This is a genomic window from Pseudomonas sp. (assembly GCF_028293835.1).
Classification (GTDB): domain Bacteria; phylum Pseudomonadota; class Gammaproteobacteria; order Pseudomonadales; family Pseudomonadaceae; genus Aquipseudomonas.
In genome coordinates this window covers 39276-55743 of the sequence record NZ_JAQGNX010000110.1, presented here as the reverse complement: position 1 = coordinate 55743, position 16468 = coordinate 39276, and the positions used below count along the sequence as shown (strand labels likewise).

Annotated in this window: 12 protein-coding genes; 11 read left to right on the top strand and 1 reads right to left on the bottom strand. The window is 57.9% G+C overall.

Annotated features, from left to right (window positions below; genetic code table 11):
- The first annotated feature begins 351 nt into the window (after window positions 1-351).
- The 3 genes from map to dapC all read left to right on the top strand — a co-directional run bounded on the left by map (window position 352) and on the right by dapC (window position 5179).
- A complete protein-coding gene (gene map, locus JWR17_RS16145) occupies window positions 352-1140 on the top strand; it encodes a type I methionyl aminopeptidase (RefSeq protein ID WP_299832939.1) in 789 nt (262 codons plus the stop codon).
- 78 nt (window positions 1141-1218) lie between these two features.
- Window positions 1219-3918 (top strand): [protein-PII] uridylyltransferase, encoded by a 2700-nt coding sequence (locus tag JWR17_RS16140; RefSeq protein ID WP_299832938.1) that lies wholly within the window; start codon window positions 1219-1221, stop codon window positions 3916-3918.
- Between the two features lie 67 nt (window positions 3919-3985).
- A complete protein-coding gene (gene dapC, locus JWR17_RS16135) occupies window positions 3986-5179 on the top strand; it encodes a succinyldiaminopimelate transaminase (RefSeq protein ID WP_299832937.1) in 1194 nt (397 codons plus the stop codon).
- 154 nt (window positions 5180-5333) lie between these two features.
- Here the strand turns inward: dapC and JWR17_RS16130 are convergent, their stop codons facing one another.
- Window positions 5334-6977: a Na+/H+ antiporter gene (locus JWR17_RS16130; RefSeq protein ID WP_299832936.1), complete on the bottom strand. Its 1644-nt coding sequence runs from the start codon at window positions 6975-6977 to the stop codon at window positions 5334-5336.
- A gap of 600 nt (window positions 6978-7577) precedes the next feature.
- On the opposite strand from JWR17_RS16130, the gene arnB reads away from it, so the two are divergent.
- From arnB to JWR17_RS16090, 8 genes are read left to right on the top strand one after another with little or no spacing between them, the layout of a single operon-like run.
- Window positions 7578-8726 carry a UDP-4-amino-4-deoxy-L-arabinose aminotransferase gene (gene arnB / locus JWR17_RS16125; protein WP_299832935.1) on the top strand — a complete coding sequence of 383 codons (1149 nt, stop codon included), beginning with the start codon at window positions 7578-7580 and terminating at the stop codon, window positions 8724-8726.
- On the top strand, window positions 8723-9739 hold the full coding sequence (arnC, locus tag JWR17_RS16120; protein WP_299832934.1) for an undecaprenyl-phosphate 4-deoxy-4-formamido-L-arabinose transferase: 1017 nt from the start codon (window positions 8723-8725) through the stop codon (window positions 9737-9739). Before arnB ends, arnC begins: the two co-directional genes overlap by 4 nt.
- Window positions 9736-11727: a bifunctional UDP-4-amino-4-deoxy-L-arabinose formyltransferase/UDP-glucuronic acid oxidase ArnA gene (gene arnA / locus JWR17_RS16115; protein WP_299832933.1), complete on the top strand. Its 1992-nt coding sequence runs from the start codon at window positions 9736-9738 to the stop codon at window positions 11725-11727. The genes arnC and arnA overlap by 4 nt, the downstream gene beginning before the upstream one ends.
- On the top strand, window positions 11727-12611 hold the full coding sequence (arnD, locus tag JWR17_RS16110; RefSeq protein WP_299832932.1) for a 4-deoxy-4-formamido-L-arabinose-phosphoundecaprenol deformylase: 885 nt from the start codon (window positions 11727-11729) through the stop codon (window positions 12609-12611). Before arnA ends, arnD begins: the two co-directional genes overlap by 1 nt.
- Window positions 12608-14254 carry a lipid IV(A) 4-amino-4-deoxy-L-arabinosyltransferase gene (gene arnT / locus JWR17_RS16105; RefSeq protein WP_299832931.1) on the top strand — a complete coding sequence of 549 codons (1647 nt, stop codon included), beginning with the start codon at window positions 12608-12610 and terminating at the stop codon, window positions 14252-14254. Before arnD ends, arnT begins: the two co-directional genes overlap by 4 nt.
- Window positions 14251-14595 carry a 4-amino-4-deoxy-L-arabinose-phosphoundecaprenol flippase subunit ArnE gene (arnE, locus tag JWR17_RS16100; protein WP_299832930.1) on the top strand — a complete coding sequence of 115 codons (345 nt, stop codon included), beginning with the start codon at window positions 14251-14253 and terminating at the stop codon, window positions 14593-14595. Before arnT ends, arnE begins: the two co-directional genes overlap by 4 nt.
- Complete coding sequence (gene arnF / locus JWR17_RS16095; protein ID WP_299832929.1) at window positions 14592-15035, top strand: 4-amino-4-deoxy-L-arabinose-phosphoundecaprenol flippase subunit ArnF; 444 nt, start codon at window positions 14592-14594, stop codon at window positions 15033-15035. The genes arnE and arnF overlap by 4 nt, the downstream gene beginning before the upstream one ends.
- Window positions 15032-16417 (top strand): UDP-glucose/GDP-mannose dehydrogenase family protein, encoded by a 1386-nt coding sequence (locus tag JWR17_RS16090; RefSeq protein ID WP_299832928.1) that lies wholly within the window; start codon window positions 15032-15034, stop codon window positions 16415-16417. Before arnF ends, JWR17_RS16090 begins: the two co-directional genes overlap by 4 nt.
- The last annotated feature ends 51 nt before the right edge of the window (window positions 16418-16468 follow it).

Below are 16468 nucleotides of genomic sequence, written 5' to 3'. Positions count from 1 at the left end.
TGTTGACTTGGGACATGATAGTTCCTTGATAAGTCGGGTTAGGCCTCCACGTATCCCAATGACCAACCAACAGCTTCAAGCTGAGGGCACCCAGGTCATCGTGTCGACACGTGTGTGGGTTTAAGCTCCCGGGACAGACCCCGGAAAGCGGCGCATTTTATATCATAAAAGGCCGGATAACGAAACCCGAAATAAGCATCGCTGAAAACCTGCATTGCGAAGGACCTTCAGGCCGTAGATGTTCTTCCTTCTATAGGGAGAAAAAAGGCGAAGACACCACGAACCTGACGGTCTGTTAGAATCGCGTTTTTACCCGGTATAGCCGCGCGCCCGCCGCGCCGAGAGAATCTTATGACTGTCACCATCAAGACCCCTGAGGACATCGAAAAGATGCGAATCGCCGGCCGCCTCGCCGCCGACGTACTTGAAATGATCGGCAGCTACGTCAAGCCTGGCGTGACCACCGATGAGCTGGACCGCATCTGCCATGACTTTATCGTCAACGAGCAGAAAGCGATCCCGGCCCCCCTGAATTACAGAGGCTTCCCAAAATCCATCTGCACCTCGATCAACCACGTCGTGTGCCATGGCATCCCTAATGAGAAGCCGCTCAAGGATGGCGACGTGCTGAACATCGACGTCACGGTCATCAAAGATGGCTACCACGGCGACACCAGCAAAATGTTTCACGTTGGCAAAGTGCCTGAGTGGGCCGAGCGCTTGTCGAAAATCACCCAAGAATGCATGTACAAAGGCATCGGGATCGTCCGTCCGGGCACCCGCCTTGGCGACATCGGTGAAGTCATCCAGAAACATGCGGAAAAGAACGGTTTTTCCGTGGTCCGTGAGTACTGTGGCCACGGCATCGGCAAAGTCTTCCATGAAGAACCGCAAGTGCTGCACTATGGCCAAGCGGGCACCGGCATGGAATTAAAGGAAGGCATGACCTTCACCATCGAACCGATGATCAACCAGGGCCGCGCCGAAACCCGCCTGCTGGGTGACGGCTGGACTGCGATCACCAAGGACCGCAAGCTGTCCGCACAATGGGAACATACTATTCTGGTAACGGCTGACGGCTATGAAATCTTTACCCTGCGCAGCGACGACACGATCGCGGGTACGTCGGCATCCGCATAGTTGACAGACCCGGAAAAGATCATCGAAAAAACTGGCCCGTTCGCCCCTTAACCCGTTAGAAACAAGGAAAGCTGTTCGATGCCGCAGGTGGACCCAGAGTTATTCGACCGCGGCCAGTTCCAGGCCGAACTGGCTTTGAAGGCAAGCCCTATTGCCGCGTTCAAGAAAGCCATTCGTCAGGCCCGCGAGGTGCTTGACGCGCGTTTCCGTTCGGGCCGTGAAATACGGCGCCTGATCGAAGATCGCGCCTGGTTCGTCGACAACATTCTGCAACAGGCCTGGGACCATTTCGATTGGAGCGAAGAAGCTGATATCGCCTTACTGGCGGTAGGCGGCTACGGGCGCGGCGAACTGCACCCCTACTCGGACATCGACCTGCTGATCCTGCTCGACAGTGCCGACCATGAAGTATTTCGCGAGCCCATAGAGCGCTTTCTTACCCTTCTGTGGGATATCGGCCTGGAAGTGGGTCAGAGTGTTCGATCAGTGGATGAATGCGCCCAAGAGGGACTGGCCGATCTTACGGTGATCACCAACTTGATGGAAAGCCGCACCATTGCCGGGCCCGAACGCCTGCGTCGGCGCATGCTTGACGTGACCAGCCCGGAAAAAATGTGGCCCAGCAAAGAGTTTTTCCTGGCCAAACGCGCCGAGCAGAAAACCCGCCATCACAAGTACAACGACACCGAATATAACCTGGAGCCCAACGTTAAAGGCTCGCCGGGTGGCCTTCGGGATATCCAGACCATTCTCTGGGTCGCCCGTCGTCAATACGGCACCCTGAACCTGCATGCCCTGGCTGGCGAAGGCTTTTTGCTGGAAAGCGAAAACAACCTACTGGCGTCGTCCCAGGATTTCCTGTGGAAGGTACGCTACGCCCTGCACATGCTAGCCGGACGTTCAGAGGACCGGCTGCTGTTTGACTATCAAGGCAGCATCGCTGGCTTGCTGGGTTACGAAGACAATGATGCAAAGCTGGCCATCGAACGCTTCATGCAAAAGTATTACCGCGTGGTCATGCGCATCGCGGAACTCAGCGACCTGATTATTCAGCACTTTGAAGAAGTCATTCTTTCGCCGGACGAAGGCGGCAACACCGTACCGATCAATTCGCGGTTCCAGTTGCACGATGGCTACATCGAAGCGACCCATCCGCAGGTGTTCAAGCGCACGCCGTTCGCAATGCTGGAAATTTTTGTACTGATGGCCCAGCGCCCCGAAATCAAAGGGGTTCGCGCCGACACCATTCGTTTGCTGCGCGAACACCGGCACCTGATTGACGACGAATTCCGCAACGACATTCGCAACACCAGCCTGTTCATCGAGCTGTTCAAGTCTGAGTTCGGCATCCATCGCAACCTGCGACGGATGAACCGCTACGGCATCCTGGGTCTTTACTTGCCCGAGTTCGGCCATATTGTCGGCCAGATGCAACACGACCTGTTCCACATCTATACCGTGGACGCGCACACGCTCAACCTGATCAAGCACTTGCGCAAGCTGCAGTACACCCAGTCTTCGGACAAATTTCAGTTGGCCAGCAAGATCATGGGCAAACTGCCCAAGCCTGAGCTGATCTACCTGGCTGGCCTGTACCACGACATCGGCAAAGGCCGTGGCGGCGATCACTCCGACCTTGGCTCAGTAGATGCCGAGGCCTTTGGTATCCGTCATCACCTGCCGGTTTGGGACACACGCCTGATTGTCTGGCTGGTGCAGAACCATCTGGTGATGTCGACTACCGCCCAGCGCAAGGACTTGTCGGACCCGCAGGTGATTCATGACTTCGGACTGCTGGTGGGCGACGAAACGCACCTGGACTACCTGTATGTGTTGACCGTGGCCGATATCAACGCTACCAACCCAACGTTGTGGAACTCCTGGCGCGCCAGCCTGTTGCGTCAACTCTATACCGAGACCAAGCGGGCATTGCGTCGCGGCCTGGAAAATCCGGTCGACCGCGAAGAACAGATTCGTCGCACGCAAAGTGCAGCGCTGGATATTCTGGTGCGCAGCGGCACTGACCCGGATGACGTCGAGCAGCTCTGGTCGCAGCTAGGCGACGACTACTTTCTGCGCCACACCGCAGGTGACGTGGCGTGGCACAGCGATGCGATTTTGCAGCAACCTGCCGACGGTGGTCCGCTGGTGCTGATCCGGGAAACGACACAACGGGAGTTTGAAGGCGGCACACAGATTTTCATCTATGCCCCCGATCAGCATGATTTCTTTGCCGTGACCGTGGCCGCGATGGATCAGCTCAACCTGAACATCCATGACGCCCGGGTTATTACCTCCAGCAGCCAGTTCACCCTCGACACCTACATCGTGCTGGACACCGACGGTGGCTCGATTGGCGATAACCCGGTGCGGATCAAGGAAATCCGCGACGGCCTGACCGAGGCCCTGCGTAACCCGGACGATTACCCGACCATCATCAAGCGTCGGGTACCGCGTCAGCTCAAGCATTTCGCGTTTCCGCCGCAAGTCACGATCCTCACTGACGCTCAGCGCCCGGTGACGATTCTGGAATTGAGCGCACCGGACCGTCCAGGCCTGCTGGCACGGATCGGCAAGATATTCCTGGAGTTCGACCTGTCGCTGCAGAACGCCAAAATCGCCACGTTGGGCGAGCGGGTAGAAGACGTGTTCTTTCTGACCGACGCGAATAACCAGCCGCTGTCGGACCCGCAGCTGTGTATTCGACTGCAGGCGGCCATCGTCGAGCAGCTCAACGTTAGCTACGAACCCCAGGGCGATATACGTATCAGCATCTGAATCCAACCCCTATGACCAGACTCAAGGGCGCCAGTAAGGCGCCACGCTTACCGAGATTCAACCACCCATGAATGATGCCCTGCAGCAGCTCCAGCCCTACCCTTTCGAAAAGCTCCGCGTCCTGCTCGGCAGCGTAACTCCCAACCCGGACAAGCGCCCGGTTGCGCTGTCCATTGGCGAACCCAAACATCGCTCCCCGGCGTTCGTCGCTGAGGCATTGGCCGCTAATCTTGACCAGATGGCGGTTTATCCGACCACCCTCGGCATTCCTGCACTGCGCGAAGCCATCACCGCCTGGTGTGAACGCCGCTTTGGTGTTCCCGCTGGCTGGCTAGACCCGGCGCGCCACGTGCTGCCGGTCAACGGCACCCGCGAGGCACTGTTCGCGTTCACCCAGACCGTGGTCAATCGCAGCTCCGATGGCCTGGTGATTAGTCCTAATCCGTTCTATCAAATCTATGAAGGCGCAGCCTTTCTTGCCGGTGCGCAGCCACATTATCTGCCGTGCCTGGAAGAAAACGGTTTCAACCCGGATTTCGACTCAGTGAGCGCCGACGTCTGGAAGCGCTGCCAGGTTTTGTTCCTGTGTTCGCCCGGCAACCCGACTGGCGCGCTGGTGCCCCTGGAAACCCTGAAGCAGCTGATCGCGCTGGCAGATGAATACGACTTTGTGATCGCTGCCGATGAATGCTACAGCGAGCTGTACTTTGACGAAGGGACGCCACCGGCGGGTTTGTTGAGCGCATGCGTTGCGCTGGGACGCACAGACTTTAAACGCTGCGTGGTGTTCCACAGCTTGTCGAAACGTTCAAACTTGCCGGGCCTGCGTTCGGGCTTCGTAGCTGGCGATGCCGACATTCTCAAAGCGTTTCTGCTGTATCGGACCTACCACGGCTGCGCGATGCCCGTGCAAACCCAACTGGCGAGCATTGCCGCCTGGAATGATGAAGGCCACGTTCGCGCCAACCGCACGTTGTATCGCGAGAAGTTTGATGCGGTATTGGAAATACTGGCTCCGGTGATGGATGTAAAGCGCCCGGACGGAGGCTTTTACCTGTGGCCCAATGTCGGCACCGATGATGCCGAGTTTTGCCGGGACCTGTTTGTCGCCCAACACGTGACCGTTGTACCGGGGTCATACCTGTCCCGTGAAGTCGACGGTTTCAACCCCGGCGCCGGACGCGTTCGCATGGCCCTGGTTGCGCCACTGGCTGAGTGCGTCGAAGCGGCCGAGCGGATTCGGGACTTTATCAAGGGCTAACAGGCGGTTGCGCGGTGTAACCATTAACACCGCGCCGCGCCCACCGATGCCAGGTGATGCACAGATCTTTGTAGGAGCCAACGTGTTAGCGATATAGGCAGCACCGCCGTTCCGCAGATACACCGCGCCGCTGGCCTCGCCAACAAGTTGGCGCCTACAAAGGTCCTAGATTCGCCTCACTCAGGTCCAATTCCCCCAGTACCTGACGCAGCACCTCATCGCCGATGCGGTGATGACGACGCAGGCTGTAGAGTTCCAATCGCTGCGCGCGCAGGGCGTGCAGCCGCAAGCGTCGTTCCAACTGATCCATTTGCCACGCCAACGCCTGGGCCTCAGAGGTGTCGTTGAACACCTCAAGTTGATGGCGATATTCGGTCATGATCCGCGCTTTGACCTCCATGGCCAGCGCCGCCTGCGCCGCGTCGGGCGGGCTGCCGGTGTCTGGCGGCTCATGCGCCTCCAATGCATGGATAGCCGCTTCGGCCGTTTGCTTCCAAGCCTCGCGAACCTCACGTTTCATGGCGTGATCGGGACTTTTGACCACACCGCGCAGCAAAAACGGCAAGGCGATACAGGACGAAATCAGCGAGAGCAAAATCACCCCCGCCGCAATAAAGATCAGCACATCCCGCTCTGGAAAATCCACGCCTGGACTAATAAACAGCGGCACCGATAACACGCCGGCCAAGGTCACCGCACCGCGAATCCCGCCCACGGTCAGCAGCCACGACGAGCGAGCGGTCAAATCAAGCACTGAATGGTAGTGACCACGCCAACGCCGGATGCCAATCATCAGCCGCCATACGCTCTGGACCCAGACATAGCGCAGCGCCAGCAGCACCAGGAAAATCAGCAGCACGTCGAGACAACGCCATAGCAATGTCGGCCACAGCGACACTTCGTGACTGGCAACCGCCTTGACAATGTCCGGCAATTGCAGGCCCAACAGCAGAAAAATCAGGCCGTTGAAGGCAAACTCCAGCAGCGCCCAAACGCTGCGGTTAAGCAGACGGGTACTAGTTTGGCGTGGCAGCAGATCGACCCAACTCTGCATCATCCCGGCAGCAACGGCTGACAGAATCCCGGAAGCGCCCAGCCGCTCGGCCAGCACATACGCCGCAAACGGCAGCAGCAACATGAACACCACGTGGGTGGCCGGATCGTCCCAGCCCCGGGCAACCATCCAGCCACGCAACCGGCCCACCAACCAGCTTAGCGCTACGCCAATGGCCAGGCCGCCGCAGGCCACCAACACAAATACCACGCTGGCGTCGGCCAGCGAAAATACCCCGGTGACTGCCGCTGCCAAGGCGAATTTGAAGGTCACCAGGCCCGACGCATCATTGAGTAACGCCTCACCTTGCAACATGCGCATGATTGGTCCTGGCAACCGATCCTGAGCAATCGCCGAGACCGCCACGGCATCGGTAGGCGATAGCACCGCTGCCAGCGCAAAGGCCACCGGCAAAGGGATTGTCGGCAACAACCAGTGAATAAAGAACCCGGCGCCCAACACAGTGAACAGGACCAATCCTACGGCCAGAGTAAAGATCGCGCCGCGAAACCGCCACAGTTCGCGCTTGGGCATACGCCAGCCATCGGAAAACAACAATGGTGGCAAAAACAGAAACAAAAATAACTCAGGGTCTAACGCCACATGCAAACCCAGCGTAGGCCATGCCACCAATGCGCCTGCTACGATTTGCAGCAAGGGAACTGGCACCGGCACCACGCGCGCGACCAAGCGAGAAATACCCACTAGCATCAGCAAAATCAGGACGGTGTAGGCTGTTTGCATTAATCGGCTCCTGATTCGGTTAACTAACTATGGACACCTTTGCTTCGATAATCACACTCTTGCATGGCCAGCATACCCACCAGCAACAAGCCTTGCACCCATGGGCTAACGGCGTACGAACAGGAACGAGTATCTTTAAGCACTACATAGCAAGCTATTAAACCCACTGTTTAAACCGGCCGTTGCCTCTAGGCCGCTACTCGCTACAGGCGCAACGGCCACTAGTCTTTGCGCTGACAGTTACTGTTCAGGTTCGAACTGTTAGTGTCAGCAGAGGCAAACCGTGAGCAAAACAAGCTCATGTAGGGGGCCTCAACTATATGAAATCTGCGCCTTCCAACCGCTCGCAGGCCGAACCAGCAATAAATACTGGGTCAATAAGCCATTCGCAGGTCACTGCATCTAGGCGTATTGAGCGCGGCGAATGTAAACGCAATTTTCACTAGCGCAGAACTATGCTTCACTGCACCGGCATTTCGAGGGCCGGTTACCGTCTCTGTTAATATTGGCCTCGTTTTTCAGTAAATAGACAATCGATCACTTGGCATTGCGCACGGCATGTATGTACGGCCGCCCTGCCTCCCTGCACCAGAGGATTCCATGAATCAAAGTTTCCTTCCGTTTTCCCGCCCAAGTATTGGCGACGAGGAAATAGCCGCTGTAGAGCAGGTTTTGCGCTCGGGATGGATCACCACTGGCCCAAAAAGTCAGGAACTTGAGCAGCAATTTGCAGAGCGCGTAGGGGCACTGCACGCCGTGGCGCTGTCCTCCGCTACGGGCGCGATGCATGTCACGTTGCTGGCGCTGGGCATTGGCCCAGGCGATGAAGTCATCACGCCATCGCAAACATGGGTGTCCACCGCCAACATGATTTGCCTGCTCGGCGCAACTCCGGTGTTTGTCGACGTAGACCGCGACACACTGATGAGCGACGTTGCAGCCATCGAAGCGGCGATCACGCCACGGACCAAAGCAATCATTCCGGTGCATTACGCTGGCGCCGCGTTTGATCTCGACCCGCTTTACGCCTTGGCCGACCGCCATGGCATCACCGTGATCGAAGACGCTGCCCACGCGGCGGGCACCGCCTATCGCGGCCGTCCGGTGGGCGCTAAAGGCACGGCGATCTTCTCGTTTCACGCCATCAAGAACATGACCTGCGCGGAAGGCGCAATGTTCGTCAGCGATGACGAGAACCTTGCCAATCGCGTACGAATGCTGAAGTTTCACGGTCTGGGCGTAGACGCTTATGACCGTATGACCCATGGCCGCAAACCCCAGGCGATGGTTATTGAGCCTGGCTTCAAGTACAACCTGGCCGACATCAACGCTGCCATCGCGCTGGTGCAATTGCAGCGTCTGGACGAGATCAACGCCAAGCGCGAAGTATTGGCCCAGGCCTACCTGAAGCGTCTGGCGGGCTTGCCGATACAACCCTTGGTGTTGCCGCAGTATCCGCAGCAACATGCCTGGCACTTGTTTATCGTGCGCATTGACGCCGAGCAATGCGGTATTGACCGCGAAGCGTTCATGAAAGGCCTGCAGGAACAGAACATCGGCAGCGGCATTCATTTTGTCGCCACCCACATGCACACCTATTACCGTCAACGTTTCCCGGATGTCCATCTGCCTGACACCGAGTGGAACTCCGCACGTCTGTGCTCAATCCCGCTGTTCCCTGACATGACGCTCGACGACGTCGAGCGGGTTGCCAGCGCCATTGAAACTACTCTTAGGAAGCGCCTGTGAGACCTTATCCGATTCAGTTCGTATCGATCGTCATACCGGTCTACAACGAACAGGAAAGCCTGCCTGAACTGCTGCGCCGAACCGAAGCCGCCTGCGCAAAATTGCCGTTCCCGTTCGAAATCGTGCTGGTCGATGACGGCAGCCGCGACGACTCCGCGCAAATTCTGCAAGACGCGTCAGAGCGCGAAGGCAGCCATATCGTTGCGGTGATCCTTAACCGCAACTACGGCCAACACGCCGCCATCATGGCGGGCTTCGAACAGTCCAAGGGCGATGTCGTCATTACCCTGGACGCCGACCTGCAAAACCCGCCGGAAGAGATTCCGCGCCTGGTAGAACAGGCCGCTCTGGGTTATGACGTCGTCGGCACCGTGCGTAACAACCGTCAGGATTCTGCCTGGCGCCGTTGGCCGTCACGGTTGATCAACCTGGCCGTGCAGCGCTCAACCGGCGTTGCCATGAGCGATTATGGCTGCATGCTGCGGGCGTATCGCCGGACTATCGTCGACGCCATGCTTGCCTGCCGCGAACGCAGCACGTTTATCCCGATCCTGGCCAACAGCTTTGCCCGCCACACCACCGAAGTGCTGGTCCAGCACGCGGAACGTGAACACGGCGATTCGAAATACAGCCCGATGCGCCTGGTCAATCTGATGTTCGATCTGATCACCTGCATGACCACCACGCCCCTGCGCTTGCTGAGCATTATCGGTTTCAGCATGGCGTTAGTCGGTGGGTTCTTCGCCATTATGCTGATCGTCTTGCGCCTGATCTTCGGCGCAGTCTGGGCCGGTGACGGCACCTTCGTTTTGTTCGCAGTGTTGTTCGTGTTTACCGGTGGCCAGTTCATCGGCATGGGGTTGCTCGGTGAGTACCTTGGCCGCATGTACAGCGACGTCAGGGCCCGCCCGCGCTTTTTCATCGAGAAAGTGCTTCGCAGTCAGCCTGTCGCGTCTGCGGTTAGCGTCAACGAATCACAAGAATCTTCATCTTCCACTCAGGTCACGTTATGAATCCGAAAGTTGTTGTCTTTGCTTACCACGATATCGGCTGCACCGGCATTGAGTCACTGTTGAGCGCAGGTTATGAAATCGCCGCAGTGTTTACCCATGCCGACGACCCGAAGGAAAATACCTTCTACGGTTCAGTCGCGCAGTTGTGTGCACGTAAAGGCATTCCGGTTCACGCCCCTGAAGATGCTAACCACCCGCTGTGGATCGAGCGCATCGCCAAGCTCAAACCTGATTTCATTTTCTCTTTTTACTACCGCAACCTGTTGAGCGACGAACTGCTGGCCTGCGCCGGCAAGGGCGCGTTCAATCTGCACGGCTCCCTGCTGCCGCAGTACCGTGGTCGCGCTCCGGCTAACTGGGTGCTGGTCAACGGCGAAACCGAAACCGGCGTTACCCTGCACCGCATGGTCAAGCGCGCTGACGCCGGTGGCATTCTGGCCCAACAACGGGTCACCATCGAACGCTCCGATACCGCACTCAGCTTGCACAGCAAACTGCGCGAATCCGCAGCCAGCCTGTTGAGCGATGCACTGCCGCAATTGGCCCAGGGCAAACTGAGCGAAACACCGCAGGACGAATCCAAAGCCACTTACTTCGGACGTCGCACCCCAGCGGACGGCAAACTGGTGTGGAAGCGCTCGGCTGAAGACCTGTTCAACCTGGTTCGCGCCGTCACCCAGCCTTACCCAGGCGCCTTTTGCGCGGTGGGCGAGCACAAGCTGATCGTGTGGGATGCCGACGTCGTCAAAGGCAACGAGGGTGTTGAGCCAGGCCGAGTGATCAGTGTCGATCCATTGCGCATCGCCTGCGGTGAAGACTCTCTGGTGGTCAAAGCCGGTCAGCGCAATGAGAACGGCCTGTACCTGAGCGGCCCGCAATTGGCCAATGAGTTGGGCCTGGTTGACGGCTCTGTGCTGCGCGGTGCCGAATCGGGCCGTAAGCCACGTCGTACACGTGTCTTGATCCTCGGCGTCAACGGCTTCATCGGTAACCACTTGTCCGAGCGCCTGCTGCGTGACGACAAATACGACGTCTATGGTCTGGACATCGGCTCCGACGCCGTCGAGCGCCTGCGCAGCCATCCGAACTTCCACTTCGTCGAAGGCGATATCAGCATCCACTCCGAGTGGATCGAATATCACATCAAGAAGTGCGATGTGGTTCTGCCGCTGGTGGCCATCGCCACCCCAATCGAATACACCCGCAACCCGCTGCGTGTATTCGAACTGGATTTCGAAGAGAACCTGAAGCTGGTTCGTTACTGCGTGAAGTACAACAAGCGCGTAATTTTCCCGTCGACGTCCGAAGTCTATGGCATGTGCCAGGATCAGAACTTCGACGAAGACACTTCGAACCTGGTGGTCGGTCCGATCAACAAGCAGCGCTGGATTTACTCGGTTTCCAAGCAACTGCTGGACCGGGTGATCTGGGCTTACGGCCAGAAGGGCTTGAATTTCACCCTGTTCCGTCCGTTCAACTGGATGGGCCCGCGACTGGACCGTCTGGATTCGGCGCGTATCGGCAGCTCCCGTGCAATCACCCAGCTGATCCTGAACCTGGTGGAAGGTACGCCGATCCGCCTGTTCGACGGCGGCGAGCAGAAACGCTGCTTCACTGACATCGCCGACGGCATCGAAGCGCTGGCACGCATCATCGACAACGAAAAAGACGCGTGTAACGGTCAGATCATCAACATTGGCAACCCGGACAACGAAGCCAGTATTCGTCAGTTGGGCGAAGAACTGCTGCGTCAGTTCGAAGCTCACCCGCTGCGCGCCAACTTCCCTCCGTTCGCCGGTTTCCGCGACGTGGAGAGCAAGGCGTTCTACGGCACTGGCTATCAGGACGTGTCCCACCGCAAGCCGAGCATCAAAAATGCCAAGCGCCTGCTGAATTGGGAACCTACGGTAGAAATGAGCGAAACCATCGGCAACACTCTGGACTTTTTCTTACGTGAAGCCATGGTTGAAATCGCGGATAAGCGCTGATGCAGGCAGGACTGCGGATTGACGTTGACACCTACCGTGGCACCCGAGAAGGGGTGCCACGGTTGTTGGAGATGCTCGACGAAGCACAGGTCAAGGCGACGTTTTTTTTCAGTGTCGGACCGGACAACATGGGGCGCCATTTATGGCGCCTTATCCGTCCTCAGTTCTTCTGGAAAATGCTTCGTTCCAAGGCGGCCAGTTTGTACGGCTGGGACATTTTACTGGCCGGCACCGCCTGGCCAGGAAAGCCCATCGGCCGCGACTTGGGTCACCTGATGCGCCAAGCGGTCGACGCCGGGCATGAAGTGGGTTTGCACGCGTGGGATCACCACGGCTGGCAAGCCAACGCCGGGCGTTGGAGCGAGGCGCAGCTGATCGAGCAGATTCGTCGCGGTGTGGAGTGTTTAAGTGACATCACCGGTCAACGTGTGGACTGTTCGGCCACGGCTGGCTGGCGCGCCGATGAGCGTGTGGTGGAGGCCAAGCAGCAGTTCGGTTTCCGTTACAACAGTGACTGTCGCGGGCAGAGTCTGTTTCGCCCCACGCTGCTGGACGGCAGTCTGGGCGCACCACAGATTCCGGTTGATCTTCCGACCTTCGATGAAGTAGTCGGGCCAGACGTCAGCGCCAAAGATTTCAACGCCTTCATTCTTGATCGCTTCGGCGCCGAGAAACTGAACATTTATACGATTCACGCAGAAGTAGAAGGGATTCTAATGGCCAATGACTTCCGGCAATTGCTGGCTGAGGCAAAGACACGCGATATCCAGTTTCAACCCCTTGGCAACCTGTTGCCGGCCCGGATCGATTCCCTGCCAGCAGGACAATTAGTCCGTGGCACCCTGAGCGGCCGTGAAGGCTGGCTAGGGGTGCAGCGCACATGACGGGGCGTTGGGCGTTAGCTTTTCTGCTGTGTGCGTTTTGCCTGGCTTTTCTTTTACCCATGGGCACTCATGGCCTGTGGATTCCAGACGAAAGCCGCTATGCGCAAGTCAGCCAGGAGATGCTGCTGACCGGCAATTGGGTGTCCCCGCATTTCATGGGCCTGCGTTACTTCGAAAAGCCCGTGGGCGGTTATTGGCTAATCGCTGTGGGCCAGGCCATTTTCGGCGAAAATCTGTTTGGTGTACGCATTGCCTCAGCGCTTAGCGTCGGGTTCAGTGCACTGCTGACCTACGCCGTCGCACGTCGTTTATGGAAAGACCCGCGCAAGAGCTTTACTTGCGCCCTGATTTTCTTGAGCTTTGGCCTGATCGCGGCACAAGCCGGTTACGCCAACCTCGATCCGCAATTCACCCTGTGGGTCAACCTGAGCATCGCGGCCCTGTGGTTCGCGGTAAACAGCAGCGGCCGCGAGCGTATCGCCGCTTGGCTGTTGTTGGGTTTCGCCTGCGGCATGGGTTTCATGACCAAAGGCTTCCTCGCCTGGCTCCTGCCCGCGCTGATCGCCCTGCCTTATATGGTGTGGCAAAAACGCTTTCGTGAACTGTTGAGGTACGGCCCGCTGGCGGTTCTGGTGGCAGTGCTGGTGTGCTTACCGTGGGCGTTGGCGGTGCAACAGCGTGAGCCGGATTTCTGGAGCTTCTTTTTCTGGCATGAACACATTCGACGCTTTGCAGGTGAGGACGCCCAACACCTTCGCCCCTGGTGGTTTTATTTGCCGGTGCTGGTGATGGCCAGCCTGCCGTGGGCAGCACTGTTGCCGGCCACCTTCAGCCAAGCGTGGAAGAACAAAAGCCAACCGAACACAGTATTCGTGCTGCTGTGGATGTTGCTGCCGCTGGCATTTCTTAGCCTGAGCAGGGGCAAGCTGCCGACCTACGTGATGCCATGCATGTTGCCGCTGGCGCTACTCATGGGTCCGGCGCTGATTGATCGACTCGAACGTGCCAGTTTTCGCGCGCTACGCCTTAACGGGCTGTTAAACATTGCGCTCGGCGTGATCGTTCTAGCCACCTTGGCCTACCTGCAACGCAAAAATCCGATCTATGAAAACGAACCGCTGCACCTGACGCTGGCCGTGGTCGCCGCCGCTGGCTGGATCGCGGCCAATGCCCTTCAGGTAGTCAGACCACTCACGCTGTGGGTAATGCCCGCGGTCGGTGCCTGGCTGTTTATCGCGCTAATCCCCATGGGGCTGCCCAACAGCACGGTGTTCAATAAAACACCTGACGGCTTTATCGCCCGGCATGCCGCTGCCCTCAGCCAAAGCAAACGGCTGCTGAGCAATGACTTGGGTGCTGCGTCGGCGCTGTCATGGCGCATACGGCGACCTGATATCGCGCTATACAACACCGTGGGCGAGGTAAAATACGGCCTGACTTACCCGGATTCCGCTGAGCGAAAGGTCGACGTTGCCAAGGTGCAGCAATGGATGAGTGTGGCGCGTAGTGAGGGCCAGGTCGGGGTGGTCATGCGGGTCAACAGCCAAGAGGATCGAGATGAAGTCGATCTGCTGCCCAAAGACGGCCAGCGATATGAGGAAGGGAATATCGTGATCTTGATCTTCGGACAGTCCGCGACATGACGCTGCTGCTGTTGCTGGCTGCCTGCCTGTTAAGTTGCCTGGGCCAGGTCGCGCAGAAGTTTGCCGTTGAAGGCTGGCGCGGACAGAGTGTCGGCATCGTCCGCGCGATTCGCTCGCCGTGGTTGTGGCTGGCGCTGGCCAGCCTCGGTTTCGGATTACTGTTGTGGCTACTGGTGCTACAGCGCATGGAAGTAGGTATCGCCTACCCGATGCTGAGCATTAACTTCGTGGTCATTACGCTGGTGGCGCACTTCCTGTTCAAGGAATCCATCGACCGCCGACATTGGTTTGGCATCGCGCTGGTCATGGGTGGCGTTATTTTACTGGGGCAACACGCATGAACTTGCGACGCGGCGTTACGTTCGCCATGGGCAGTGTGCTGTTGGTCAGCGGCGCGCAACTGGGCATGCGCTGGAGCATGACGCGCCTGCCCTACCCTAGCCAATGGATGGACGCCGTGGTGAATGGCAGCATTGATTTGCTGGCTGTCGGCGTCGTCTCTGCAGCAATCCTGGCCTATGCCCTGTCGATGCTGTGTTGGCTAATTGCTTTACGCGACCTGCCATTGGGCCGGGCCTACTCATTACTCAGCATCAGTTACGCATTGGTTTATCTGCTGGCAGCCAGTTTGCCGGCGTTCCACGAACAATTCAGCGTCTCCAAATCTTTGGGTGTGACCCTGGTTATCCTCGGCGTTATCACCATCAACTCTCAACGCAGCTCTTCATCACACAGCTCTTTACCAAATAGCTCTGTGACAAAATCCAGGAATTCGGCATGAAAATTACAGTATTAGGCAGTGGCTATGTAGGCCTTGTGCAGGCGACTGTCCTGGCTGAAGTGGGCCACGATGTTATCTGCATGGACATTGATGCAGAAAAAGTGAAACAGCTGCAGCAGGGCCACGTCAGCATTTTCGAGCCAGGCCTGGCCGCGCTGGTGCGGGAAAACCTGGAAAGCGGACGCCTGCATTTTACTAATGATGAAAAACTCGCCATCGAGCACGGCCAAGTACTGTTTATCGCGGTCGGCACACCGTCCAGTGATGACGGTTCGGCTGACTTGAAAGCCGTGTTCGCAGTCGGTGACATGGTCGCCCGGCATCGGGTCGAACCGCTGATTCTGGTGGAGAAATCTACCGTGCCGGTGGGTACCGGCGACGCGTTGCGCCTGCACACTGAAAAAGCCTTGGCCGGTCGTCCGCTGGAGTTCGATATCGTCTCCAACCCGGAATTCCTCAAGGAAGGTTCGGCGGTTTCCGACTGCCGTCGCCCGGACCGCATCGTGATTGGTTGCGAGCGCGAAGACGTGCGCGACGTAATGCGCGATTTGTACGCCCCGTTCAACCGCAACCATGACCGCATTATTTTCATGGACCTGCGCAGCGCCGAGCTGACTAAATACGCGGCCAACTGCATGCTGGCGACCAAGATCAGTTTCATCAACCAGATTGCAGAACTGGCCGAGCACTTGGGTGCGGACATCGAATCCGTCCGTCTGGGTATTGGCGCCGATTCACGTATCGGTTACCACTTTATCTACCCAGGCGCGGGTTACGGCGGTTCGTGCTTCCCCAAAGACATGCGCGCCTTGATCCACAGCGCTAAAGAAGCGCAATGCTCCAGCGACTTGTTGCAAGCAGTGGAAGCGATTAACCAACGGCAGAAAACCAAGCTGTTTGAACGCGTTAATGCGTTCTACAAAGGCGATTTGCGCGGCAAGACTTTTGCCGTCTGGGGTCTGGCGTTCAAGCCTAATACCGATGACATGCGTGACGCACCGAGTCGCATATTGATGGAAGCGCTGTGGGCCGCTGGCGCTACGGTTCGGGCGTTCGATCCGGAAGCCATGCAAGAAACCCAACGCATTTACGGCAACCATCCGGGCCTGGCCCTGATGGGCACACCTGAGTCGGTACTGGGCGGCGCCGATGCCCTGATCGTTTGCACCGAGTGGCAGCAGTTCAAGGCCCCTGACTTCGATTTGATCCAGGAGCGCCTCAAGGCGCCAGTGATTTTTGACGGCCGTAACCTGTACGACACTGAGCGTCTGGCGCGCAAAGGTTTCAAATACTTCCCCATGGGCCGTGGCGATTCCCGCGCACTGCCGATCCCGTTTCAGCAATGGACTGCTCAAAGCGTTTCGGACGCTGACGCACTGTAATCCGACCGAAGTCTGAGCCTGCCGCCGCGTCATGGCGCGCGGGCTCAGGCC